The sequence below is a fragment of the Streptomyces sp. NPDC101490 genome, from assembly GCF_044767145.1.
In the GTDB taxonomy this organism is placed as follows: domain Bacteria; phylum Actinomycetota; class Actinomycetes; order Streptomycetales; family Streptomycetaceae; genus Streptomyces.
Genome location: NZ_JBIWNI010000002.1, coordinates 358,384 through 381,847, shown reverse-complemented (window position 1 = coordinate 381,847; position 23,464 = coordinate 358,384). Strand labels below are relative to the sequence as shown.

General features: G+C 74.2%; 18 protein-coding genes. 14 read left to right on the top strand and 4 right to left on the bottom strand.

Annotated elements, in window-relative coordinates:
- Positions 1 to 188: 188 nt before the first annotated feature.
- A complete protein-coding gene (locus ACIRQY_RS05530) occupies positions 189 to 1,541 on the bottom strand; it encodes an SWIM zinc finger family protein (protein ID WP_403922584.1) in 1,353 nt (450 codons plus the stop codon).
- A 147-nt stretch (positions 1,542 to 1,688) separates the two neighbouring features.
- On the opposite strand from ACIRQY_RS05530, the gene ACIRQY_RS05525 reads away from it, so the two are divergent.
- The 6 genes from ACIRQY_RS05525 to sucD all read left to right on the top strand — a co-directional run bounded on the left by ACIRQY_RS05525 (position 1,689) and on the right by sucD (position 9,551).
- Entirely contained in the window at positions 1,689 to 2,102 is a 414-nt protein-coding gene (locus ACIRQY_RS05525; protein WP_351787728.1) for a hypothetical protein, read from the top strand.
- A 133-nt stretch (positions 2,103 to 2,235) separates the two neighbouring features.
- Positions 2,236 to 3,393, top strand: coding sequence for an AAA family ATPase (locus ACIRQY_RS05520; RefSeq protein ID WP_403922583.1), 1,158 nt, complete (start codon positions 2,236 to 2,238; stop codon positions 3,391 to 3,393).
- Entirely contained in the window at positions 3,390 to 5,705 is a 2,316-nt protein-coding gene (locus tag ACIRQY_RS05515) for a DUF5682 family protein (protein ID WP_403922582.1), read from the top strand. Before ACIRQY_RS05520 ends, ACIRQY_RS05515 begins: the two co-directional genes overlap by 4 nt.
- Positions 5,702 to 7,051 (top strand): vWA domain-containing protein, encoded by a 1,350-nt coding sequence (locus ACIRQY_RS05510; protein WP_403922581.1) that lies wholly within the window; start codon positions 5,702 to 5,704, stop codon positions 7,049 to 7,051. The genes ACIRQY_RS05515 and ACIRQY_RS05510 overlap by 4 nt, the downstream gene beginning before the upstream one ends.
- A 416-nt stretch (positions 7,052 to 7,467) precedes the next feature.
- Positions 7,468 to 8,646: an ADP-forming succinate--CoA ligase subunit beta gene (gene sucC / locus ACIRQY_RS05505; RefSeq protein ID WP_351787737.1), complete on the top strand. Its 1,179-nt coding sequence runs from the start codon at positions 7,468 to 7,470 to the stop codon at positions 8,644 to 8,646.
- Between the two features lie 20 nt (positions 8,647 to 8,666).
- On the top strand, positions 8,667 to 9,551 hold the full coding sequence (gene sucD / locus ACIRQY_RS05500) for a succinate--CoA ligase subunit alpha (RefSeq protein ID WP_351787740.1): 885 nt from the start codon (positions 8,667 to 8,669) through the stop codon (positions 9,549 to 9,551).
- Between the two features lie 137 nt (positions 9,552 to 9,688).
- Here the strand turns inward: sucD and ACIRQY_RS05495 are convergent, their stop codons facing one another.
- On the bottom strand, positions 9,689 to 11,212 hold the full coding sequence (locus tag ACIRQY_RS05495) for a sigma factor-like helix-turn-helix DNA-binding protein (RefSeq protein WP_403922580.1): 1,524 nt from the start codon (positions 11,210 to 11,212) through the stop codon (positions 9,689 to 9,691).
- A 119-nt stretch (positions 11,213 to 11,331) separates the two neighbouring features.
- Here ACIRQY_RS05495 and ACIRQY_RS05490 point away from each other — a divergent pair, with 119 nt between their 5' ends.
- Complete coding sequence (locus tag ACIRQY_RS05490) at positions 11,332 to 13,281, top strand: DUF6350 family protein (protein WP_403922579.1); 1,950 nt, start codon at positions 11,332 to 11,334, stop codon at positions 13,279 to 13,281.
- A 71-nt stretch (positions 13,282 to 13,352) separates the two neighbouring features.
- On the opposite strand, the gene ACIRQY_RS05485 is transcribed toward ACIRQY_RS05490, so the two are convergent.
- Positions 13,353 to 14,087, bottom strand: a complete 735-nt coding sequence (locus tag ACIRQY_RS05485; protein WP_351787749.1) for a hypothetical protein — start codon at positions 14,085 to 14,087, stop codon at positions 13,353 to 13,355.
- Between the two features lie 251 nt (positions 14,088 to 14,338).
- Here ACIRQY_RS05485 and purN point away from each other — a divergent pair, with 251 nt between their 5' ends.
- The 3 genes from purN to ACIRQY_RS05470 all read left to right on the top strand — a co-directional run bounded on the left by purN (position 14,339) and on the right by ACIRQY_RS05470 (position 18,187).
- Positions 14,339 to 14,968, top strand: coding sequence for a phosphoribosylglycinamide formyltransferase (gene purN / locus ACIRQY_RS05480; RefSeq protein ID WP_351787752.1), 630 nt, complete (start codon positions 14,339 to 14,341; stop codon positions 14,966 to 14,968).
- A complete protein-coding gene (purH, locus tag ACIRQY_RS05475) occupies positions 14,943 to 16,514 on the top strand; it encodes a bifunctional phosphoribosylaminoimidazolecarboxamide formyltransferase/IMP cyclohydrolase (RefSeq protein WP_403922578.1) in 1,572 nt (523 codons plus the stop codon). Before purN ends, purH begins: the two co-directional genes overlap by 26 nt.
- Positions 16,515 to 16,729: 215 nt before the next feature.
- Complete coding sequence (locus tag ACIRQY_RS05470; RefSeq protein ID WP_403922834.1) at positions 16,730 to 18,187, top strand: DUF2079 domain-containing protein; 1,458 nt, start codon at positions 16,730 to 16,732, stop codon at positions 18,185 to 18,187.
- 121 nt (positions 18,188 to 18,308) lie between these two features.
- Here ACIRQY_RS05470 and ACIRQY_RS05465 read toward each other — a convergent pair whose 3' ends face one another.
- Entirely contained in the window at positions 18,309 to 18,911 is a 603-nt protein-coding gene (locus ACIRQY_RS05465; RefSeq protein WP_403922577.1) for a hypothetical protein, read from the bottom strand.
- 248 nt (positions 18,912 to 19,159) lie between these two features.
- On the opposite strand from ACIRQY_RS05465, the gene ACIRQY_RS05460 reads away from it, so the two are divergent.
- From ACIRQY_RS05460 to ACIRQY_RS05445, 4 genes are all read left to right on the top strand, one after another.
- Positions 19,160 to 20,020, top strand: coding sequence for a bifunctional methylenetetrahydrofolate dehydrogenase/methenyltetrahydrofolate cyclohydrolase (locus ACIRQY_RS05460; RefSeq protein ID WP_351787761.1), 861 nt, complete (start codon positions 19,160 to 19,162; stop codon positions 20,018 to 20,020).
- A gap of 127 nt (positions 20,021 to 20,147) precedes the next feature.
- Positions 20,148 to 20,615, top strand: a complete 468-nt coding sequence (locus ACIRQY_RS05455) for a DUF3017 domain-containing protein (RefSeq protein WP_403922576.1) — start codon at positions 20,148 to 20,150, stop codon at positions 20,613 to 20,615.
- A gap of 229 nt (positions 20,616 to 20,844) precedes the next feature.
- Entirely contained in the window at positions 20,845 to 22,119 is a 1,275-nt protein-coding gene (locus ACIRQY_RS05450) for a DUF2690 domain-containing protein (protein ID WP_403922575.1), read from the top strand.
- A 183-nt stretch (positions 22,120 to 22,302) separates the two neighbouring features.
- The gene (locus tag ACIRQY_RS05445) at positions 22,303 to 23,292 is read left to right on the top strand and encodes a malate dehydrogenase (RefSeq protein WP_351787768.1); all 990 of its coding nucleotides are present in this window, start codon (positions 22,303 to 22,305) and stop codon (positions 23,290 to 23,292) included.
- Positions 23,293 to 23,464 lie beyond the last annotated feature (172 nt).

The window sequence follows — 23,464 nt, the reverse complement described above, 5'->3', positions numbered from 1 at the left end:
TGTTCCGTGCGTGGGGTGGTCTCCGCCGGGCCCCGGGCGTCGGCGCGTTCGCCGTGCCGGGCGTCGGCTGCTCGGGTGCCGTCGTGCGCGCCGCGCGGGCGGTGGCCGGGGGTGTCGTGTCCGTCTTCATCGGTGCCTCCGGTCGGTGAGGGCGGTGCGGCCCGTGCGGGGTGCCCGGTCGGCGGGGGTCATACGAGGGGGACCGTCTCGTCCGGGGCCTCCGGGGACCAGGCGGTGAGCGGGGTGAAGCCCCGGTGCCCGCACTCCCCGAAGACGGTCAGCGGTGTGCCGCCCGACAGGGCGACCAGCCGCCAGAGTCCGGGCCGGGACTGGGCGGCGGACGTCAGGGGCAGCGCCTCGCGGCCGTCCGCGTCGGCGAGCTGCCAGCCGTACTCCGCGCGCGTCGGTACGACTCCGCTCAGGGTCACCGGCCAGGAGTCCAGCCACGGGTCGTCCCGCAGCGCCCCGCCGTACGCGTCGAGCGCCGCCCCGACCGGGCCGCCCGGTGGCGGGCCCACGGGGGCGGTGACGGGGACGAAGTGCTCGCCCGGCTCGGCCCTCAGCTGCCCGGAGCCCGTGTGCGGGGTCAGTTCGCCGTCGAGCACCGCGCCCACCGGGAGGGCCAGCGCGGGGGCCCGGCCCGCCGCCCCGTAGGAGAGGAGGAACGCGGTGCGCCCGCTGGTCGTGCCGTACAGCCAGACGCGACGGGTGGTCAGCCGTGCGTCCCCCGCGTCGTACTGGGCGAGAACCAGCCAATGGTCGCGCACCGGGGCCCCTTCGACCGGGGAGGGGAGGCCCACCCGGGTCCGTACCGTCGTGGCGAACGGCGCGGGCAGCCGGTCGACGCCGAGCCAGGCACGGTCCAGGAGATGGGTCAGCGCGCACTCCTCCAGGAGCCGCACCGGCCAGCCGGGGCCCGAGCCCGGTATCGCGCCCAGCTCCCGGACCCGGCCCGCGAGGCCCGGTGCCTGCGCGTCGACCATGCGGGCGGCCGTCTCCTCCCACTGCCCGCCCCCCGGCTGCCCGGCCGCGGCGAGGCCGCCGCGCAGCAGATCGGCGAGCCGCTGCTCCAGTTCACGGGTGCCCGAGGTGATCCGGGCCGCCCGGCGCGCGGCCCTGCGCCGCGCCGCCTCCGGGTCCGCCGGGCGCCGGACGGCCGTGTCCTCCGCCGGGCGGGCCGAGGCCGAGGCCGCCGCCCGCCCACGACGGGTTTCGAGCCATCGCGCGGCCCAGTCCGGGACGGGGGACTCCCCGGGCGCCGTACCGTCCGAGGCATGGAGCAGCAGCAGCCCGAGCGCGTGCTCGCAGGGGGACCTCCGGCTCGGGCACCCGCAGTGGAAGGCGGGTCCCGTGGTGTCGACGGCCGTCCGGTGGGTCGTGCCGCCGCCGTCCCGGCACAGGCCCCAGACGAGGCCCCCGCCATGGCCCGATTCCGGCCATGATCCGGACGTGCCCAGCTTGCTTCCCGCCCCGCGCGACGCGTCGTCAGGAGCCAGTGCCAGCACCTGCTCCGCTGTCCGGCGCACCCCCATGGCATTCATGTCACCGACGGTAGAGGTCGCCACTGACAACGGCTCTGGCCTGCGAGTTGGGGCGGGAAAAGGGCTCGGGGCGATTTGACTTTACCCTTCCTTTAAGGTTGCCTGCGCGGACCAGCCGATCCACCTCTCGCGTCCAGGGGGACCCCCATGAAGCGCACCGCCCGCACCGCCGCGACGGCCTTCGCCGTCACCGGTCTCGCCCTCGGCCTCGGCGCCTGTTCCACGGTCACGGACAAGGCCGTCGAGCAGGTCGACAAGTCCGTGAAGCAGACCTACGAAGTCACGTACGAGGTCACCGGCAAGGGCATCGAGACCATCGAGTACCACGCCGGTGACGGCAGTGCGATGGAGCCGAAGATCGAGTCCGAGAAGAACCCCACGACGCCGTGGAAGAAGACCGTGAAGCTGACGGGCATCATGCCGCCCGCCGTCATGCCGGTCTCGCTGAGCCCCGCCGACCTCACCTGCAAGGTCATCTACCAGGGCAAGGTCCTCAAGGAGGCCAAGGCCGAGCAGGCCATGGCGGGCGGCTGCGTCGCCGTCTCGCCCCTCGTGGGCTGACCCTCCCGCACCTGCCGGTCCTCCCGCACCCCTGAACCCCTCCAAGCGCCCCTGAACAGCGGAGACATCCGATTGTCAGTGGCATGGTGCACGGTGGATCGCACAGCAGGTCGAACGATCTGGAGGGGGATCCATGACCGTGCCCGAAACCGTCGCGCAGCCCGGTTCCGGCGTCGAGACGGACGCCGGACCGGCGCGGCCGCAGGCCGCCGCCGAGGTCCTCAGGCCGCACGCCGAGCACGCCTTCGCCGGTGAACTCGCCGCGCTCGCCTGCGCCGACGACCGGCCCCGACCCGCCCGCTGGCGCCTCTCGCCGTGGGCCGTCGCCACCTACCTCCTGGGCGGCACCCTCCCCGACGGGACGGTGATCACACCCAAGTACGTGGGACCCCGCCGCATCGTCGAGGTCGCCGTCAGTACCCTCGCCACCGACCGGGCCCTGCTGCTGCTCGGGGTGCCCGGCACCGCCAAGACCTGGGTCTCCGAGCACCTCGCCGCCGCCGTCAGCGGCGACTCCACCCTCCTCGTGCAAGGCACCGCGGGCACCCCGGAGGAAGCCGTCCGGTACGGCTGGAACTACGCCCGGCTCCTCGCCCACGGCCCCGACCGGGAAGCCCTCGTGCCCAGCCCCGTCATGCGCGCGATGTCCCTCGGCATGACCGCCCGCGTCGAAGAACTCACCCGTATGCCCGCCGACGTGCAGGACACCCTCATCACCGTCCTGTCCGAGAAGACCCTGCCCGTGCCCGAACTGGGCCAGGAGGTCCAGGCCGTCCCCGGCTTCAACCTGATCGCCACCGCCAACGACCGCGACCGGGGCGTCAACGAGCTCTCCAGCGCGCTCCGCCGCCGCTTCAACACCGTCGTCCTGCCGCTGCCCGCGACCTCCGAGGCCGAGGTCGAGATCGTCGCCCGCCGTGTCGAACAGCTCGGACGCGCCCTCGCCCTGCCCGCCGTCCCGGCCGGGGCCGACGAGATCCGACGGGTCGTCACCGTCTTCCGCGAGCTGCGGGACGGGGTCACCACCGACGGCCGCACCAGGCTCAAGTCCCCCTCGGGCACGCTCTCCACCGCCGAGGCCATCTCCGTCGTCACGGGCGGGCTCGCCCTCGCCGCCCACTTCGGCGACGGGGTCCTGCGCCCCGCCGACGTCGCCGCGGGCATCCTGGGCGCGGTCGTCCGCGACCCGGCGGCCGACCGGGTCGTCTGGCAGGAGTACCTGGAGACGGTCGTCAGGGAGCGGGCCGACTGGAAGGACTTCTACCGCGCCTGCCGCGAGGTGAGCACATGACCCCCCCGGCCCCGGCGCCCGCCGCCCGCGCCCCCGGCCGGAGCCCGCGCCCGGCCGCCCCGGCCGCCGGACCGCTCCTGCTCGGCGTGCGGCACCACGGCCCCGGATCGGCGCGCGGGGTGCGCGCCGCCCTGGACGCGGGGAATCCGGCCGCCGTCCTCGTCGAAGGGCCCGCCGAGGCCGACGCCCTCGTGGCCCTCGCGGCGGACCCCGCCATGCGCCCCCCGGTCGCCCTCCTCGCCCACGCCGTGGACGACCCCGGACGGGCCGCGTTCTGGCCCCTGGCCGCCTTCTCCCCCGAGTGGGTCGCCATCCGCTGGGCCCTCGACCGGGGCGCCGCCGTCCGCTTCATCGACCTGCCCGCCACCCACACCCTCGCCACCACCGACCCCACCCGGGACGACCACGCGGCCGGGGCGGCCGACGACGGCCCGCGCATCGACCCGATCGCCGAACTCGCCGCGACCGCCGGGTACGAGGACCCCGAGCGCTGGTGGGAGGACGTCGTCGAACTGCGCGGCGACGGCGATCCCACCGCCCCCTTCGAGGCGCTCGCCGAGGCCATGGGCGCGCTCCGCGAGACGTACGGGCACGGCGGCCACCCCCGCGACCTCGTCCGCGAGGCGTACATGCGGCTCCGCCTCCGGGCCGCCCGCAAGGAGTTCGGCGACGCCGTCGCCGTCGTCTGCGGCGCCTGGCACGTCCCCGCCCTCACCCTGCGGACGACCGTCGCCGCCGACCGGGCCCTGCTCAAGGGCCTGCCCAAGGTGCGGACCGAGCTGACCTGGGTCCCCTGGACCCACCGCAGGCTCGCCCGCCGCTCGGGATACGGCGCGGGCGTCGACGCTCCCGGCTGGTACGCCCACCTCTTCGGCGCGCCCGACCGGCCCGTCGAACGATGGATGACCGAGGCCGCCCGGCTCCTCAGGGCCGAGGACCACCCCGTCTCCTCCGCCCACGTCATCGAAGCCGTCCGGCTCGCCGAGGCCCTCGCCGCCCTGCGCGGACGACCCCGCCCCGGCCTCGACGAGACCACCGACGCCGTCCGCTCCGTCCTCTGCGAGGGCTCCGACGTACCCCTCGCCCTCGTACGGGACCGGCTCGTCGTCGGGGACGTGCTCGGCCGGGTCCCCGACGGCGCCCCCGCCGTCCCCCTCCAGCGCGACCTGACCCGCCGCCAGCGCACCCTGCGCCTGCGGCCCGAGGCCGACGAGCGGGACCTCGACCTCGACCTCCGCAAGGACACCGACGGCGAGCGCAGCCGGCTCCTGCACCGGCTGCGGCTGCTCGGCGTCACCTGGGGCACCCCGGCCGCCGGGCGCGCCGGAACCGGCACCTTCCGGGAGGCCTGGCGGCTGCGCTGGGAACCGGAACTGCACGTCCGGGTCGCCGAGGCGGGAGTCTGGGGCACCACCGTCGAGGGCGCCGCCACCGCCCGTGCCCGCTCCCTGGCGCGGACGGCGGCCGGGCTCGCCGACATCACCGCCCTCGCCGAGCAGTGCCTGCTCGCCGGGCTCGCCGACGCGCTGCCCGCCGTCATGCGGGCGCTCGCCGACCGGGCCGCGCTCGACACCGACGTCGCCCGTCTCGCCCAGGCCTTCCCGGCCCTCGCCCGCGCCCTGCGCTACGGGGACGTGCGCGGCACCGACACGGCAGCCCTCGCGGAGGTCGCCACCGGGCTGGTGGAGCGGATCTGCGTGGGTCTGCCGCCCGCCTGCGCCGGACTCGACGCGGACGCGGCCACCGCCATGCGCGCGCGGATCGACGGGGTCCACCTGGCCCTCGGGCTGCTGCCCGACGCCGGGGCGACGGCCGACCGCTGGGCGGGCGTCCTGCGCCGCCTCGCGGACCGCGACCGCGTACCGGGCGTCCTCCGGGGCCGGGCCGCCCGGCTCCTCCTCGACGAGGGCCGGATCGGCGACGACGAGACGGCCCCGCTCATGAGCAGGGCCCTCTCGCCCGGCACGCCGCCCGCCGACGCCGCCGCCTGGATCGACGGCTTCGTCGGCGGGGTGTCCGGCGGGGGACTGCTCCTCGTCCACGACGAGCGGCTCCTCCGGCTGGTCGACGACTGGCTCACCGGAGTGTCCGCCGAGGCGTTCACCGGCGTCCTGCCGCTGCTCCGCCGGACGTTCTCGGAGTACGAGCCCGGGGTCCGCCGCACCCTCGGCGAACTGGCCGCGCGCGGGCCGGGCGCCGCCCGGGGCCCCGAGCCGGGCACCCCCGGGTTCGCCCCGGCGCCCGACCGGGAACGGGCCGACGCCGTCCTGCCCCTCCTCCACCTCGTCCTCGGCCGGGAGACCACACCATGACCACGCCCACGGACCCGGCCCGCACCGCCCCCACCGTCGCCACGATCCCCTCCGGCACCGGCCCCGGCACCAGCCCCGGCATCGGCACCAGCCCCGGCCCCGCCTCCGGCACCAGCCCCGGTCCCGGCACTGGCCCCGGCCCCGGCATCGGTACGGCCGACCGGCCGACCGACCGGACCGGCGCCCGGCCGCCCGGCCGCGGGGACGACGAGCGGCTGCGGCGGTGGCGGCTCGTGCTCGGGGGCGGGGAGGCCGAAGGGACCGGGCGGGGGCTCACCGGGACCGACGCCGCAGTGGACGGGGCGCTCGCCGCGCTCTACGGACACGGGACCCCCGGCGCCGAGCGCGCCGGGCGGGAGCGTTCGGCGGGGCTCGGAGCCTCCGCGCCCTCCGTGGCCCGCTGGCTCGGCGACATCCGTACGTACTTCCCCGGCTCCGTCGTCCAGGTCATGCAGCGCGACGCCATTGACCGGCTCGGCCTCGCCACCCTCCTCCTGGAGCCGGAGACGCTGGCGGCCGTCGAGCCGGACGTGCACCTCGTCGGCACCCTGCTCGCCCTCCACAAGGCGATGCCGGAGACCACCCGGGAGACCGCGCGCACGGTCGTGCGCCGGGTCGTCGGCGACCTGGAGAAGCGCCTCGCCGCCCGCACCCGCGCGACCCTCACCGGGGCCCTCGACCGTTCCGCCCGGATCAGCCGTCCCCGTCACCGGGACATCGACTGGGACCGCACGATCCGCGCCAACCTCAAGAACTACCTGCCCGAGCACCGCACGGTCGTCCCGGAGCGGCTCGTCGGCCACGGACGCGCCTCCCGGGCGGTCAGGAAGGAGGTCGTCCTCTGCGTCGACCAGTCGGGCTCGATGGCCGCCTCCGTCGTGTACGCCTCCGTCTTCGGCGCGGTGCTGGCGTCGATGCGGTCCCTGGACACCCGGCTGGTGGTCTTCGACACCTCCGTCGTCGAGCTGACCGATCTGATCGACGACCCGGTGGACGTCCTGTTCGGCACCCGGCTCGGCGGCGGCACCGACATCAACCGCGCGCTCGCCCACTGCCAGTCGAGGATCACCCGCCCCGCCGACACGGTCGTCGTCCTCATCAGCGACCTGTACGAGGGAGGCATCCGCGACGAGATGCTGAAGCGGGTCGCGGCGATGAAGGCCTCGGGGGTGCGGTTCGTCGCGCTGCTCGCCCTCTCCGACGAGGGCACTCCGGCGTACGACCGTGAGCACGCGGCGGCGCTGGCCGCGCTCGGCGTCCCGGCCTTCGCGTGCACTCCCGAGCTGTTCCCGGAGGTGATGGCCGCCGCCCTGGAGAACCGCCCGCTGCCGGTCCCCGTCGACTGACAGCCGTCCGGGTCCCGTCCGCCGGTGCGGAATCCGTTGTGCCCGGGCCACTCGCACGGGTGTCCCCGGGAGGACTGAGTCCCATGTCACATCCCCCGTCAGGGGCGTCCCACCAGGGGCTTCGGCGTGTCGCGCGGGAGCGGGAGGCCGTGCGCCACCTGCCGTGCGGGGTGTCCGGTCCGGTCCGCCGGACCCTACGGAGGGCCCTCCGGCCCCTACGATCTGTGACCCGTATCACCGCTCGGTTGTGATCTGCGATTTAGGGACCTACGTCCCACGGCGATAACCTGCGAGACGGACATGCCGCGTTCACGGACACCGTGCACGCCTTCCTTGTGACAGCGCAGTCACGTTGCCCTTCGCGGCACGCCCACGCAGACAACGAACCGCGATCATCAGAAAAGGGACGGACGCGCGTGGACCTGTTCGAGTATCAGGCGAGGGACCTCTTCGCCAAGCACGGTGTACCGGTGCTGGCCGGTGAAGTCATCGACACGCCTGAGGCGGCGCGCGAGGCCACCGAGCGTCTTGGCGGCAAGTCGGTCGTCAAGGCGCAGGTGAAGGTCGGCGGCCGGGGCAAGGCCGGTGGCGTCAAGCTGGCCGCCAGCCCGGACGAGGCCGTCGCCCGCGCGACGGACATCCTCGGGATGGACATCAAGGGCCACACGGTCCACAAGGTGATGATCGCCGAGCTGTCCCCGGAGATCGAGGCGGAGTACTACGTCTCGTACCTCCTGGACCGCACCAACCGCACCTTCCTCGCCATGGCGTCCGTCGCCGGTGGCATGGACATCGAGGAGGTCGCCGCGACGACCCCCGAGAAGCTCGCGAAGGTGCCCGTCGACTCCAACAAGGGCGTCGACATCGTCAAGGCGCGCGAGATCGTGGCCCTGGCGCAGTTCCCGGCCGAGGTGGCCGAGAAGGTCGCCGAGGTCATGGTGACCCTGTGGGACACCTTCGTCGCCGAGGACGCCCTCCTCGTCGAGGTCAACCCGCTGGTGAAGACCAAGGACGGGCGCGTCCTGGCCCTGGACGGAAAGGTGTCCCTCGACGAGAACGCCGACTTCCGCCAGCCGGAGCACGAGGCCCTCGAGGACAAGGCCGCGGCCAACCCGCTGGAGGCCGCAGCCAAGGCCAAGGGCCTCAACTACGTCAAGCTCGACGGCGAGGTCGGCATCATCGGCAACGGCGCCGGCCTGGTCATGTCGACCCTGGACGTCGTCGCGTACGCCGGTGAGAACCACGGCGGCGTGAAGCCGGCCAACTTCCTCGACATCGGCGGCGGCGCCTCCGCCGAGGTCATGGCGAACGGCCTGGAGATCATCCTGGGCGACTCGGACGTCAAGTCCGTGTTCGTCAACGTCTTCGGTGGCATCACCGCCTGTGACGAGGTCGCCAACGGCATCGTCCAGGCCCTGGAGCTGCTCGCCTCCAAGGGCGAAGAGGTCTCCAAGCCGCTGGTCGTGCGCCTCGACGGCAACAACGCGGAACTGGGTCGCAAGATCCTGTCGGACGCCAACCACCCGCTGGTGCAGCGCGTGGACACCATGGACGGAGCGGCCGACAAGGCCGCCGAGCTCGCGGCTGCGAAGTAAGGGACGAGGGAACCAGAGCCATGGCTATCTTCCTCAACAAGGACAGCAAGGTCATCGTCCAGGGCATGACCGGTGCCACGGGCATGAAGCACACCAAGCTCATGCTGGGTGACGGCACCAACATCGTCGGTGGCGTGAACCCGCGCAAGGCCGGCACGTCCGTCGACTTCGACGGCACCGAGATCCCGGTCTTCGGCACGGTCGCCGAGGCCATGAAGGAGACCGGCGCCGACGTCTCGGTCCTCTTCGTGCCGCCGGCCTTCGCGAAGGCCGCCGTCGTCGAGGCGATCGACGCCGAGATCCCCCTCGCCGTGGTCATCACCGAGGGCATCGCCGTCCACGACTCGGCCGCGTTCTACGCGTACGCCGTCGAGAAGGGCGGCAAGACCCGCCTCATCGGCCCGAACTGCCCCGGTCTCATCACCCCGGGCCAGTCCAACGCCGGCATCATCCCGGGCGACATCACGAAGCCGGGCCGCATCGGCCTGGTCTCGAAGTCCGGCACGCTGACGTACCAGATGATGTACGAGCTCCGTGACATCGGCTTCTCGTCCGCCGTCGGCATCGGTGGCGACCCGGTCATCGGCACCACGCACATCGACGCCCTGGCGGCCTTCGAGGCCGACCCGGAGACCGACCTGATCGTCATGATCGGTGAGATCGGCGGCGACGCCGAGGAGCGTGCGGCCGACTTCATCAAGGCCAACGTCACCAAGCCGGTCGTCGGCTACGTCGCGGGCTTCACCGCGCCCGAGGGCAAGACCATGGGCCACGCCGGCGCCATCGTCTCCGGCTCCTCCGGCACGGCCCAGGCGAAGAAGGAGGCCCTGGAGGCCGCGGGCGTCCAGGTCGGCAAGACGCCGACCGAGACGGCCAAGCTGGCGCGCGCGATCCTCGCGGGCTGAACCAGCGCCCCAGGCCGCTGACAGCGGCCGACAGCCGTACGAGAGGGCCCCGCCCCTGCCCGGTCACCCGGGCGAGGGCGGGGCCCTCTCGCGTCCCCCGGCCCGTCAGGGCCTGTCCGGTGTCGGACCGTCCGGGGCTACTCGGCGGTCGGGATCAGGCGTTCCGGGCCGGGGTTCGGTTGGGAACGCAGGCTGTCGCGCAGTTCCACGTCCTCCGGGCGGAGCTTCTCGGGGCCGCCGCGCACGGGGACGCCGTTGACGGTCTCGCCGGGGACGTTGACCGGGAGGTAGTGGGTCGGGGCGGTCGCCGCGGCGAAACCCGTGACGCCGATGAGGACCGCCGTCACCCCGAGGACCGCCCTGGTCCAGGCGCGGGTCCTGCGGTCGCTGCCGGTGCGGACCGTACGGGCGGCCGGGAGGGTCGCGGTCGGCGCCTCGGCGACCAGTGCGCCCAGCCGCTGGTGCAGCGCCCCGGGCTCGGCGAGCTCCGGCACCCGCCGCCCGAGGACGGTCCTGGCGTGCAGCAGCCGGTTGGCGGCGGCCGGGGTGCTGGCCTCGGTCTCGGCGGCGGTCTCCGGCAGGTCGAGGCCGAGCCCGTCGTACAGCAGCACGGTGCGGCGGTACGGCGGCGGCAGTTCGAGGAGCGCGCCGAGCAGGGCCCGCCGGTTCGCCTCCGTGGGCGGGGCGTCGGGGTGCTTGTGGGCGCGGCGCATCCGGTGCCAGGGGGAGAGGCCGTACTCGTACGCCGTCGCCCGCACCCAGCCCACCGGGTCCGGGTCGACGGCGACCTCGGGCCAGTGCTGCCAGGCGTGGTGGAAGGCGTACTCGACGGCCTCGCGGGAGAGGCCGCGGCGCCCGGTCAGCAGGTACGTCTGGTGGACGAGCCCGGGGGCGGCGTGCGCGTAGAGCGCGTCGAAGGCCTCCTCGGGCGTGGGGCCCGGCGCGGCGGGTTCCGGTGTCTGCTCCTCCCGGGTCTCCCCGGGGGCCGTCTGTTTCAGGCGCTCCTTCGGCTGGGGGGCGCCCTTGCGGGCGGGGCCCGAGGCGATGGCCGGTGTGGGCGCGGGGGCCTTCGGCGGCCGGGAGGTCCGCTTGGCGGCGGCCCTCGGCCGTACCCCGGCGGAATCGGCGGCCTGCGTCCGTACGGGTGAGGTGGCCTGTGGCTGCGGGTGCCGCTTCAGGAGGGACCGGTTCGCGGCCCCCGCCTCGTCCGGGGCCCCGGGCGAGGCTCCGTTCGAGCCCTGAGCCCCGGACACGGCCCCGGACACGGCCCCGGACCCGGGTACCGGCCCGGCTCCGGCCACGGCCTGATCCCCGTCCGGCTCCCCGGCCCCGGACCGTTCGGACCGCTCCGGCCCGTCCGGTCGTGGCGGCGGCGCGGACGCCTCCGGACGCTCGGGGCCCGACGGCCGTCCGTCCATCGAGGACGGGCGGTCGGCCCGGGGCCCGGCGCCCGGTGCGCCGAGCAGTCTCGCGTACGTCTCGCGCTTGCGGCCCCGGGGGGACGAGCGTCCCGTCTCCCACGACCTGACCGTGGCCTTCGTGACGCCCACGGCCTCGGCGACCTGTTCCTCGCTCAGCGCGAGGGCCTCACGCAACCTGCGCCGCTCCTTCGGGGTCGGCAGGGTGACGGCGGATGCGGAATCCGAGGGGCTCCGGCTCATCGGTGTCGACCTCCCGCAGAGCTGCTGGGGGCGGAAAAGTACATAAACGTATATTGGGCGACACAGCCGAGGTTTGCCTGTTACGCGGCAAAAGCGCGTGTCGTTGGCAGCATGACCCCGTGACCCATGTGACCGAACACCCCCTGGTCCAGGGCGGTCGTTCCACCGTGCTCGCCACCGCCTGCGTCCGGGGCGGGGTCGCCGCGGGACTCGGTCTCGGCGCCCTCGCGGTCCTGGTGGTCGCGGCCTGGATCAGCTCCCCGTACCCGGACGGCGGCGCCGACGGGGCCCTGCGCCTGGCCGCCGGGCTCTGGCTCCTCGCCCACGGCGTCGACCTCGTCCGCACGGACACCCTGAGCGGGCTGCCCGCCCCCCTCGGCGTCGTCCCGCTGCTGCTGTCCGCGCTGCCCGTCTGGCTCGTCCACCGGGCGGCCCGCGACACCCTCGACCGGGGTGCCGAGGGCACCGGTCCCCGGCTCACCGCCGGTGGCGCGGTGGCCGCCGTCACCGGGGGATATCTGCTGGTCGCGGCCGTGGTCGTGGTCTACGCCGAAGGCGGGCGGCTGCCCGCCGACCTGCTCACCGCCGGGTTCTGGCTGCCCGCCGTGGTGACGGCGGCGGCGGGCGCCGGGGTGTGGACCGCGCTCGGCCGTCCGCTGCCCGGACGGCGGCAGGCGGCGGTCGCCCTGCGGGCCGGAGGGCTGGGTCTCGTGACCCTGCTGGGCGGCGGCGCGGTCACCGCCGCGGTCTCACTGGCCTGGCACGCGGGCCGGGCGCAGACGGCGTTCGCCGGGCTCACGGGGGAGTGGTCGGGGCGCGTGGCGGTGCTGCTGCTCGTCCTGGCGCTGCTCCCGAACATGGCCGTCTGGGGGGCCGCGTACGGGCTCGGCCCCGGGTTCGCCCTCGGTACGGGCGCGCTCGCCACCCCGCTGGGCCTCGCCGGGGACCCGGCGCTGCCGCCCTTCCCGCTGCTCGCGGCGCTGCCCACCGAGGCGCGCGGTTCCTGGCCGCACTGGGCGGCCGTGGCGGTGCCGCTGGTCGCGGCGGTGCTCCAGGGGCGCCGGGTGGGGCGGGCGGCGCGGACCTGGGAGGCCCGGGACACGGCCCTCACCGCGCTGGGCGCGGCCTGGGGCTGCGGGGCGGCCGTGGCGGTCCTGGCCTGCGCGGCCGGCGGCCCGCTGGGGAGCGGCAGGCTCTCGGCGTTCGGACCGGTGTGGTGGCAGACGGGGGCGGCGGCGGTCCTGTGGGGTGCCTGCGCGGGCGTCCCGACGGCGCTGGGCGTACGGGCCTGGGGCCGTCGCGTCCCCCGCGCGGAACGCCCCCCGAAGCCCGGCCGGGCCGGGACGGCGGCCCCCGGCTCCGGGGGGACGGCCGCTACGGCCCCGGCGTCGAGCTGGGTCACGATGTCCGGCGCGGTTCCGGCCCCGAGCGCCGGGACGGTGTCCGGGTCGGCTCCGGGGGCCGTCGTGGACCCGGGTGCGGTACCGGCGTCCGGGTCGGGTGCGGTACCGGCGTCCGGGTCGGGTGCACCGGCTTCCGGGGCGGGGCCGGGCGCCGGTGCGGGTGCCGCGTCCGGTTCCGGTACGGCCCCGGCGACCGGCCCGGGGCTCCGGGCCCGGTGGAAGTGGACGTTCGGCCTCGGCGCCCTGTCCGGGCTGCTCGTGGGGTCCGGGACGGCGGCCCCGGGATCCGGGACGGCGGCCGGACCGGGGACGGCGCAGGGGACGACGGCCGCGCTCGCGCCCGTATCCGGGTCCGGGACGGCCCACGGTCCCGTGCCCGAGCCCGTGCCCGGCGCCCCGCTCCCGTCGGCTTCCGCGCGGCCCGCGACCGGGCACGGTGCGGCGGAGGAGGGTGGCGGTCCCGGCGGGGCCCCGTACGACCCGTACGGCGACTCCGGCTTCGAGCCGTACGACTATCTGCCCGCCGCCTGGGAACCGGCCGCACCGGCCGCACCGCCTTCAGCGGACCCGGCCGCACCGCTTCCGGCGGTCCCGGCCGCGCCGCCCCCCACGGTCCCGGCGGACCCCGACGCCCCGGCCGGGGGGACCGGTGGTTCCACGGACTGACATCCGGGAGAGACCCGGCCCCGCCGACATCCGGGAGAGACCCGGCCCCGTCGAAGACGTTCGTCCTCCGGCTACTCCCTGACGCCGAAGCCCGCGCGCAGCGGCTTCGGCAGCAGGTCGTTGCAGGCCAGCTGGCCTGCGTGGGTCAGGGCGTCGTCACGGCACTCGTAGAAGTCGCGGTAGACGAGCTTCATGGTGAAGCCCACCGCGACGATCATCAGGGCCACGCTCGCCGCCACCAGACCGCTGATCGCGGCGGTCCGCATCGACCGGAGCTGGGTCGCCCGGGAGGGCGTCTGCGGCTGTCCCGCACCCTGCCCCGGGGCCGAGGGGGCGGGCTCCGCGGACGGTTCGGGGGCGGTGGCCTTCGGCCCCGCGCGCAGCGCGCTGATCGCCCAGTACAGGCCGAGCGCGCCGAGGAGCAGGGCCAGCTCCGGGATCTCGAAGATCGCGAAGAAGAAGGCCCACATGCCCGAGAGGATCGCGTAACGGGCCCGCCGCTGCGCCGGGTCCGTGGGGTCCCAGCGCATTCCCTGGCGTCCGCCGCCGCCCTGGCCGCCGCCGCCCTGTCCGGGACCTCCCTGCCCCGGTCCGCCCTGGCCGCCGTCCTGGCGCTCGGGCCCCCGGCCGAAGCCGTCGTCCGAGGGGCCGGGCTGGCGGGGGCTCCAGCGGCCGTCGGGCGAGCCCTGGGAACCGGACCCGTCGTCCGAGTCCTCCGGTCGCCGTGGCTGCCACGGCTGGTCCGGCCTGCCCTCGGGCGGCGGCGCGAACGGGTTGTTGTCGTCCGTGGACTGGCGTTCCGGCATGTGCTGAACGTCTTCCCTCTGTCGTCTCGACCACGTCCGCACCGTGGTCTCCGCTGCTGTCTCGTCTGCTGCTGTCTGCCGCGCGTGGGGGCGTCGGCCCTGACGCTACCGCCCTGCCCCGCCCCCGTCCCGCGGGGGCCGTCCGGTGTGCCGGTATCGTTGCGGTCGGTCGAGCCATTCGTAGGGTTCCCCGTATCGAGCGACACGATTCGTTCGTACGACCGCACAAACACCACGGAAAGAGTGACCCAGTGGCTGCCGCCCGCCTCGTCGTCCTGGTCTCCGGTTCCGGTACCAACCTGCAGGCCCTCCTCGACGGCATCGCCGCCGACCCCGAGGGGTACGGCGCGGAGATCGTCGCGGTCGGCGCCGACCGCGATGGCATCGCCGGTCTGGAGCGCGCCGAGCGGGCCGGGCTGCCGACCTTCGTCTGCCGGGTCAAGGACCACGCGAGCCGCGAGGAATGGGACCGGGCGCTGGCCGAGGCGACCGCCGCGCACGAGCCGGACCTCGTGGTCTCGGCCGGCTTCATGAAGATCGTGGGCAAGGAGTTCCTCGCCCGTTTCGGCGGCCGGGTCGTCAACACCCACCCGGCCCTGCTGCCCAGTTTTCCCGGTGCCCACGGGGTGCGTGACGCCCTCGCGTACGGCGCGAAGGTCACCGGGTGCACCGTCCACTTCGTCGACGACGGCGTCGACACCGGCCCGATCATCGCCCAGGGCGTGGTCGAGGTGCGGGAGACGGACGATGAAGCCGCTCTGCACGAGCGCATCAAGGAAGTCGAGCGCTCGCTGCTCGTCGACGTCGTGGGGCGTCTCGCCCGGCACGGCTACCGCATTGAGGGACGAAAGGTTCATGTCGGTGAACACGGACACCGTTAAGCCCATCCGCCGCGCGCTGGTCAGCGTCTACGACAAGACGGGGCTCGAAGAGCTGGCCCGCGGCCTGCACGAGGCCGGTGTCGAGCTCGTCTCCACCGGCTCCACGGCCGGGAGGATCGCCGCCGCCGGGGTGCCGGTCACCAAGGTCGAGGAGCTGACCGGCTTCCCCGAGTGCCTGGACGGCCGGGTCAAGACCCTCCACCCGAGGGTGCACGCGGGCATCCTCGCCGACCTGCGTCTGGAGTCGCACCGCGCGCAGCTCGCCGAGCTGGGCGTGGAGCCCTTCGACCTGGTCGTCGTGAACCTGTACCCGTTCCGCGAGACCGTCCGGTCGGGCGCCACCGAGGACGAGTGCGTCGAGCAGATCGACATCGGCGGTCCGTCCATGGTCCGCGCCGCCGCGAAGAACCACCCGTCCGTGGCGATCGTCACCAGCCCGGAGCGGTACGCGGACGTGCTCGCGGCCGTCGGCGCGGGCGGCTTCGACCTGGTGGCCCGCAAGCGCCTGGCCGCCGAGGCGTTCCAGCACACCGCCGCGTACGACACGGCCGTCGCCTCCTGGTTCACCGACGTCTACGCCCCCGAGGCCGACGCGAACGGGCTCCCCGAGTTCATCGGCGAGACCCTGGAGCGCAAGTCCACGCTGCGCTACGGCGAGAACCCGCACCAGGCCGCCGCGCTGTACGTGGACGGGCAGCCGGGCGGGCTCGCCAACGCCGAGCAGCTGCACGGCAAGGAGATGTCCTTCAACAACTACGTGGACACCGAGGCCGCGCGCCGCGCCGCCTTCGACCACGACGAGCCGTGCGTGGCGATCATCAAGCACGCCAACCCGTGCGGCATCGCGGTCGGCGCGGACGTCGCCGAGGCGCACCGCAAGGCCCACGCCTGCGACCCGCTGTCCGCGTTCGGCGGGGTGATCGCCGTCAACCGCGAGGTGTCGGTGGCGATGGCCGAGCAGGTCGCCGAGATCTTCACCGAGGTCATCGCGGCCCCGGGATACGAGGACGGCGCCGTGGAGGTCCTCGCGCGGAAGAAGAACATCCGCGTCCTTCGGGTCGAGGGCACCCCGGCGCAGCCGGGCGACGTCAAGTTCCTGTCGGGCGGCGCGGTGGTGCAGCACACCGACGTGTTCCAGGCCGAGGGCGACGACCCGGCCCACTGGACGCTCGCCACGGGCGAGGCCCTGTCCGCCGCCGAGCTGGCCGAACTGGACTTCGCGTGGAAGGCGTGCCGCGCGGTCAAGTCCAACGCGATCCTGCTCGCCAAGGACGGCGCCTCGGTCGGCGTCGGCATGGGCCAGGTCAACCGGGTCGACTCCGCGAAGCTCGCGGTCGAGCGGGCGGGCGAGGAGCGGGCGCGCGGCTCCTACGCCGCCTCCGACGCCTTCTTCCCCTTCCCGGACGGCCTGGAGATCCTCACCGGGGCGGGTGTGAAGGCGGTCGTGCAGCCCGGCGGCTCGGTCCGTGACGAGCAGGTCGTCGAGGCGGCGCGGAAGGCGGGCGTGACGATGTACTTCACGGGCACGCGCCACTTCTTCCACTGACCGGTACGCCTCTCTACTTTCCACCGGATTCCACCGCTTCCCTCTGGTTTCCGCTGGTTTCACCGGTCCCTCCGGTGCGGGCTCAGCGCCCGCACCGGAGGGACCGGCTCCCTCACGCCTTCAACTCCCCTCACCTCCCCGCACCGGGTCCGCCGATCGGGTGGACTCTGGTCTAATGGGTTGCTCTTTTGTCGGCCACTGGTAGTGGGGGCGTGGTGTTGGACGTACGGAACAGGTCCGCCGAGGAGACCGTCACCGGTTCTCCCGGCCCGGCCGCCGCCACCGAGCCGCCGGACGGCCTCGCACCCGCCCCGCTCCGCCCGTACCTGATCCTCGCGGGCGTCCTGTGCGCCCTGTACTTCCTCTACTCGTGGGTCCAGTACGCGCACTTCCGCACCCCCTCCTGGGACCTCGGGATCTTCGGGCAGTCGGTCAGGGCGTACGCCGAGTTCCGGTCGCCCGTCGTGGACATCAAGGGGCCCGGCTTCCAGATACTGGGCGACCACTTCAGCCCGGTCACCGCGCTCCTCGCCCCGCTGTACTGGATCTGGCCCTCGCCGGTCGCCCTGCTCTTCGCGCAGGCCGCCCTGTTCGCCGCCTCGGCCGTCGTCGTCGGCCGGACCACCCAGCAGATCCTGGGCAGCCGGGCCACGGGCATCGGGATCACCGTCGCGTACGGGCTGTCCTGGGGGCTCCAGGAGGCGGTCAAGTCCGACTTCCACGAGATCGCCTTCGCCGTCCCGCTGCTCGCCCTGACCTGCCGGGCCCTGCTCCTCGGGCGCTGGACCGCCGCCGTGGCCTGGTCCGTCCCGCTCGTCCTGGTCAAGGAGGACATGGGCCTGACCGTCGCCATGGTCGGCGCGGTCCTCTTCCTGAAGGGGCAGAAGGGACTCGGTGCCGCCCTCGCCGGGTTCGGCACCGCGGCCTTCGCCCTGACGGTCCTCGTCCTGATCCCGGCGGCGAGCCGGGCCGGCCAGTACGACTACTGGGCCAAGATAGAGAAGACCGGACAGGGCGCCGACACCTCCTTCGGGCAGGTCGTCGGGGACGCCCTGGCCTCGGGCGAGCGCTGGGAGATGCTCTTCTACCTGCTGGCCGTCACCGGCTTCCTCGCCCTGCGCTCCCCGCTGGTCCTGCTCGTCCTGCCCACGCTCGGCTGGCGCTTCCTCTCCCAGGACTCCAACCACTGGGGGATGCACTGGCACTACAGCGCGATCCTGATGCCGGTCGTCTTCCTGGCCCTGGTGGACGGCGTCCGCTCGGTGCGCACCTCGCGGTTCGCCTGGCTCGCCTCGTACGGGAAGGTGGCCGTCCCGGTCGCCACGGCGGTCGCGCTCGTCCTCGCCGCGAACCTGCCGCTGCGGGAGCTGACCAAGCCGGAGACGTACCGGACGGACGCCCGTGCCGAGCAGGCGCGGGCGGCGGTCGGCGCGGTGCCGGACGGGGCGAGCGTGGAGGCCGACGTGTCGCTCCTCGCCCATCTGACGGCGGACCACCGCGTCTACTGGGCGGGCTCCTCGGGGGACGCCGATCCCGACTACCTCGCCTACGACCTGCGCGGCTGGTCCCAGCAGATATCCGACCCGGCACAACTGGCTTCGCAACTGCATCCGGGCGCCCGCTACGAGATCGTGCACCGCTCGGAGGGCTTCGCGGTCCTCAAGAAGGTGTGACAGCAAGAAGGTGTGACGGCAAGAAGGTGTGCGGCACACGGAAAGGCCAGGGGCCCGGTTCCACGTGGAACCGGGCCCCTGGCCTTTCCGTACCGGTCCGTGCGGAGACGGACCGGGCCGGTCAGTACTGCTGCTTGTTGCGGTTGAACCAGGCCGAGCCGTCGGCCTTCGCCACGAAGACGATGACCAGGACCGCGAGCGCCAGGGTCACGATGCCGAGCGGCAGCGAGAAGAGGCTGAACAGCGCGCCGACCGAGCCGTAGACGATGGCACCGATGCGGACGCCGTTGCCGCCGGACTTGAACTTCAGGGCCAGCAGGATGCCGACCACGCCGACGATCAGCGAGAAGACGCCCCCGGCGATCAGAATGCCCTGACCCAGGCTGGCGAACGCCTCGGCGTCGGCGGAGGAACCGGCCGACTTCTCCAGCTCGCTGCTGAGGGCGAAGCCCATGACGACCAGCACGAGCGCGCCGATCACGTTCAGCCCACCCATGATCCACAGCATCACGCGCGCGGCCTTCACCCCGCCCGGCATCTCCATGGCCACGCCCGGGAGACCGCCGTTGCCGTACGGCGAGAGCGGCGGGGCGGCCGGGTAGCCGTAGCCCTGCTGCGGCGGCACGCCCTGCGGAGCCTGCTGCGGGTAGCCGTAACCGGGCTGCTGGCCCTGGCCCTGGTCCTGCGGCTGGCCGTAAGGATTGTTCGGGTCACCGAAGCTCATCGCGGTTTCCTCCGTGAATTTCTCTGTGCGGGGACGACGCGGCCCGCGCGGAGGACTTTCACGGCATATCAGTGGATTCCCCCCGGCACTTTCCGCGGTACTTCGTCGATCATCGTCATGTCTGCGTCGACTTTTTGTCCAGTCGATAGGCGACGGAGTTGTGCGAGTGCAACCTTCCGTTCCGTTCGAGCGGCCGTCCCCCACGAGCGAATTGGAACAAGGCGGGGGTCATCCGGGAGGATGTCTCCATGAGCGCCCAGATTCTCGATGGCAAGGCCACCGCAGCCGCGATCAAGTCCGATCTGACCGTCCGTGTGGCGGCCCTCAAGGAACGGGGCATCACGCCCGGACTCGGCACCGTCCTCGTCGGTGACGACGCCGCCAGCCAGAAGTACGTGGCCGGGAAGCACCGGGACTGCGCCGAGGTCGGCCTCTCCTCCATCCAGCGCACCCTGCCCGCCGACGCCACCCAGGAGGAGATCGAGGCGGTCGTCCGGGAGCTCAACGAGGACCCCGCCTGCACCGGCTACATCGTCCAGCTCCCGCTGCCCAAGGGCATCGACGAGAACCGCATCCTGGAACTGATGGACCCGGCCAAGGACGCGGACGGCCTGCACCCCACCAACCTCGGCCGCCTGGTGCTCAACGAGCCCGCCCCGCTGCCCTGCACGCCCAACGGCGTCATCACGCTGCTCCGCCGCCACGGCGTCGAGATCAACGGCGCCGAGGTCGTGGTCGTCGGCCGCGGCATCACCATCGGCCGCCCGATGCCACTGCTGCTCACCCGCCGCTCCGAGAACGCCACCGTCACCCAGTGCCACACCGGCACCCGTGACCTCTCCGCCCATCTGCGCAACGCCGACATCATCGTCGCCGCCGCCGGTGTGCCGCACCTGATCAAGCCGGAGGACGTGAAGCCGGGCGCCGCCGTCCTCGACGTGGGCGTCTCGCGCAACGCCGAGGGCAAGATCCTCGGCGATGTGCACCCGGGCGTCGCCGAGGTGGCCGCCTGGATCTCCCCGAACCCGGGCGGTGTCGGCCCGATGACCCGCGCCCAGCTCCTCGTCAACGTCGTCGAGGCCGCCGAGCGCGCGGCCGCGGCGCTCTGACGTGACCTCCGGGACCCCGGAGACGCCGGAGACGCCGGAAACCCCCGACGGGAGCTCCGGCGCGGCGGACCCGACCGGGACGCCGGGCACATCGGACCCCGACGGGGGTACGGGTACGGGCTCCGGCGTGCCCGTGGCCTCCGGCGCGCCTGCCGCGCCCTACCTCGGGGGTCCGGTCTCCCACGGGGGGCCGGTCTCCCCGAAGAGACGCCGCTCCCTCTTCACCACCAGCACCGCGCGGCCCGAGGGCGGCGGCCGGGCCGCCCCCGGCGACGCCCCGGCGCCCGCCCGCCAGTGGCCGCTGCTCACCGTGCTCACGCTCGCCGGGCTCGGGCTCCTGGTGGTGGGCACGGACCTGTTCCCGCAGGCCTTCCGGGTCGGCACGATCCTGATCGGGGTCGCGCTCCTGGTGGGTGCGGCGATGCGCTGGGCACTGCCGTCCGTCGGCATGCTGGCCGTCCGGTCCCGCTTCACGGACCTGATCACGTACGGGGTGATGGGCGGTCTGATCGTGATGCTGGCGCTCATGGTCCAGCCGGAGCCCTGGCTGCGGATCCCCTTCCTGGAGGAGGTCCTCCACCTCACGGTCACGTAGTCCGGAGCGTGTGAGGACGACGCCCGCCCTCTCCCCCGTGGGAGGGCGGGCGCCGCTGTGATCAAGGGTCATGTACGTGCCAACGGGTGTTCAAGCTCCGTCGGCGCGCTGTGGCACGGAAGTGACCATTCCGCCACCTCGGGGCCGAACCGGCGGCGGGCCCGGCCGTGGACCTGCCATCCTTCGGGCGACGGCAGGCACCAGGGGTACGGGACAAGGGGGACCGCGTATGTCGGGCTGGAAGGCGCTGCCGGGCGAACTCGACCCGGACATCCGCGCGTTCACGGAACGCATCCGCAGGCTCGTGGACCGCAGCGGCCTCGCGGTCACCGCCCTCGCGGACCGTACGGGCCACGAACGGTCCGCGTGGGACGCGTACTTGAACGCGCTCCTCCCCGTACCCCGCAGCGCCGTCATGGCCCTCGCCGAGGCGACGGGCGGTGACCCGGCGGCCTTGACGGCCCAGTGGCGGCACGCGGACCGTGCCTGGGCCGCCCTCGGGGCGGAGGCGGAGCGCGCGGGACGGGACGAAGCCGGTCCTGGTCCTGGCCCTGGGTCCGGTCCCGGTCCCGGTCCTGGTTCCGGTCCTGGTCCTGGAGACGACCCCGACCCTGCCGACCGTGCAGATGTCATGGCGTCCGCCGATGACGTCGAGCGGTACGGCTTCGGCGGCGCGGCCCGTTCCGGGGGAGGCGAGGGGAGGGCCCGCCGTGACGACGGCGACCGCACCCTGAGCCTCCGGCGGGTGGAGCGGCCCGGTACGGCGCCGGGCGCAGGGCGGGGCGGCCCGCTCCGGACCCCGGCCGGTCCCGCGCCCGAGCCCGGCCCTCGTACTCCTGCCTCCGCCCCCGGCTCCGGCCCTCATGCCTCCGGCCCGGCTCCCGGAGGTCCCGTGCCCGGACCCCGTACTCCCGTGCCCGGACCTCGTACTCCCGTCCCCGGCTCCGTTCCCGCGTCAGGACCTTCCGCGCCCGCTTCCCGGCGCCGTACCGCGCTGCTCTACGCCGCCGGGATCACCGGCTCGGCGCTCGTCGTCACCGCCGCGCTGCTCCTCGTCGACCTCGGCGGCTCCGGCGGTACGGACGACCGGGCGACCGCCCCGCCCCCGGCCACGGCGCCGCCCACGACCCGGCCCCCGAGCCTCCCGCCCGGCGTGAAGTGCGCGGGCGCCGACTGCGCGGGCCGGGACCCGGAGGACATGGGGTGCGGCGGCGACCTCGCCGTCACCGTCGCGGGTGCCCAGGTCGGCGGCGCCCGGGTCGAGGTCCGCTACAGCCGCGCCTGCGGGGCCGCGTGGGCGCGGATCGCCGGGGCCGCCCCCGGCGACACGGTGACCGTCGCGGCCTCCGGCGCCGAGCGGAGCGCCACCGTCGTGAGCGGCACCGGCCCGGCGGCGACCGGCGCGTACACCCCGATGGTCGCCGTGGACTCCGGCACGGCCGCGCGCGCCTGCGGCACCCTCGCGGCCGGCGGCAAGGGCTGCACCACGACACCGGACCCGTGACCCCGGGCCCGGGGCGCGCCGGTGGCAGTGAGGCGGACCACAAGGGGGTGGGGGTTCAGTGGTGCCCGGGTCGGATAGCCTGACCGCTGGATATCTCTTCATGTCGAGACACCGATCGATCAAGAGAGCTATCCCGCACCAGGGGCAGGGACCCCCACCGCCAGCTGTCTTACGGAGATCGCCATGACCCGCACTCCCGTGAATGTCACCGTGACCGGCGCGGCCGGCCAGATCGGCTACGCGCTGCTCTTCCGCATCGCCTCCGGCCACCTGCTCGGCGCGGACGTGCCGGTCAAGCTGCGCCTCCTCGAGATCCCGCAGGGCGTGAAGGCCGCCGAGGGCACCGCCATGGAGCTCGACGACTGCGCGTTCCCGCTGCTCAAGGGCATCGACATCTTCGACGACCCGAACCAGGGCTTCGAGGGTGCCAACATCGGCCTCCTCGTCGGCGCCCGTCCGCGCGGTCCGGGCATGGAGCGCGGCGACCTGCTCGCCGCCAACGGCGGCATCTTCAAGCCGCAGGGCGAGGCCATCGCCGCGCACGCCGCCGACGACGTCAAGATCCTGGTCGTCGGCAACCCGGCCAACACCAACGCCCTGATCGCCCAGTCCGCCGCCAAGGGAGTCCCGGCCGAGCGCTTCACCGCGATGACCCGCCTGGACCACAACCGCGCGCTGACGCAGCTGGCCCAGAAGACCGGCTCGTCCGTCGAGGACATCAAGCGCCTCACCATCTGGGGCAACCACTCGGCGACCCAGTACCCGGACATCTTCCACGCGGAGATCGCGGGCAAGAACGCCGCCGAGGCCGTGAACGACGAGGCGTGGCTGGCCGACACCTTCATCCCGACCGTCGCCAAGCGCGGCGCCGCGATCATCGACGCCCGTGGCGCGTCCTCGGCGGCCTCCGCCGCCAACGCCGCCATCGACCACGTCCACACCTGGGTCAACGGCACGGCCGAGGGCGACTGGACCTCCATGGGCATCCCGTCGGACGGCTCGTACGGCGTCCCGGAGGGTCTGATCTCCTCCTTCCCCGTCACCTGCAAGGACGGTGCGTACGAGATCGTCCAGGGCCTGGAGATCAACGACTTCTCCCGCGCCCGCATCGACGCCTCCGTCAAGGAGCTCTCCGAGGAGCGCGACACGGTCCGCGAGCTCGGCCTGATCTGAGCCCGGTCCGACCGGCCTGATCTGAGCCCGGTTCGACCGGCCCGATCCGAGGCCGGTCCGATCGGCCCGATCCGAGTCCGGCACCGACCGGCCTGAGCCCAGGCCGGTCCCACCCGGACCCACCTGCCCGGCGCCCCCGGACCGTACGACCGACCGTACGGCCCGGGGGCGC

Excerpts from the sequence above, each read along its gene's own strand:
- purH (WP_403922578.1), top strand. The coding sequence starts at position 14,943 with ATGTCGGTGAACACGGACACCGTTAAGCCCATCCGCCGCGCGCTGGTC.
- sucD (WP_351787740.1), top strand. The coding sequence starts at position 8,667 with ATGGCTATCTTCCTCAACAAGGACAGCAAGGTCATCGTCCAGGGCATG.
- ACIRQY_RS05530 (WP_403922584.1), bottom strand. The coding sequence starts at position 1,541 with ATGAATGCCATGGGGGTGCGCCGGACAGCGGAGCAGGTGCTGGCACTG.
- ACIRQY_RS05485 (WP_351787749.1), bottom strand. The coding sequence starts at position 14,087 with ATGCCGGAACGCCAGTCCACGGACGACAACAACCCGTTCGCGCCGCCG.
- ACIRQY_RS05445 (WP_351787768.1), top strand. The coding sequence starts at position 22,303 with ATGACCCGCACTCCCGTGAATGTCACCGTGACCGGCGCGGCCGGCCAG.
- ACIRQY_RS05450 (WP_403922575.1), top strand. The coding sequence starts at position 20,845 with ATGTCGGGCTGGAAGGCGCTGCCGGGCGAACTCGACCCGGACATCCGC.
- ACIRQY_RS05525 (WP_351787728.1), top strand. The coding sequence starts at position 1,689 with ATGAAGCGCACCGCCCGCACCGCCGCGACGGCCTTCGCCGTCACCGGT.
- ACIRQY_RS05515 (WP_403922582.1), top strand. The coding sequence starts at position 3,390 with ATGACCCCCCCGGCCCCGGCGCCCGCCGCCCGCGCCCCCGGCCGGAGC.
- ACIRQY_RS05495 (WP_403922580.1), bottom strand. The coding sequence starts at position 11,212 with ATGAGCCGGAGCCCCTCGGATTCCGCATCCGCCGTCACCCTGCCGACC.
- ACIRQY_RS05520 (WP_403922583.1), top strand. The coding sequence starts at position 2,236 with ATGACCGTGCCCGAAACCGTCGCGCAGCCCGGTTCCGGCGTCGAGACG.
- ACIRQY_RS05510 (WP_403922581.1), top strand. The coding sequence starts at position 5,702 with ATGACCACGCCCACGGACCCGGCCCGCACCGCCCCCACCGTCGCCACG.
- ACIRQY_RS05460 (WP_351787761.1), top strand. The coding sequence starts at position 19,160 with ATGAGCGCCCAGATTCTCGATGGCAAGGCCACCGCAGCCGCGATCAAG.
- ACIRQY_RS05465 (WP_403922577.1), bottom strand. The coding sequence starts at position 18,911 with ATGAGCTTCGGTGACCCGAACAATCCTTACGGCCAGCCGCAGGACCAG.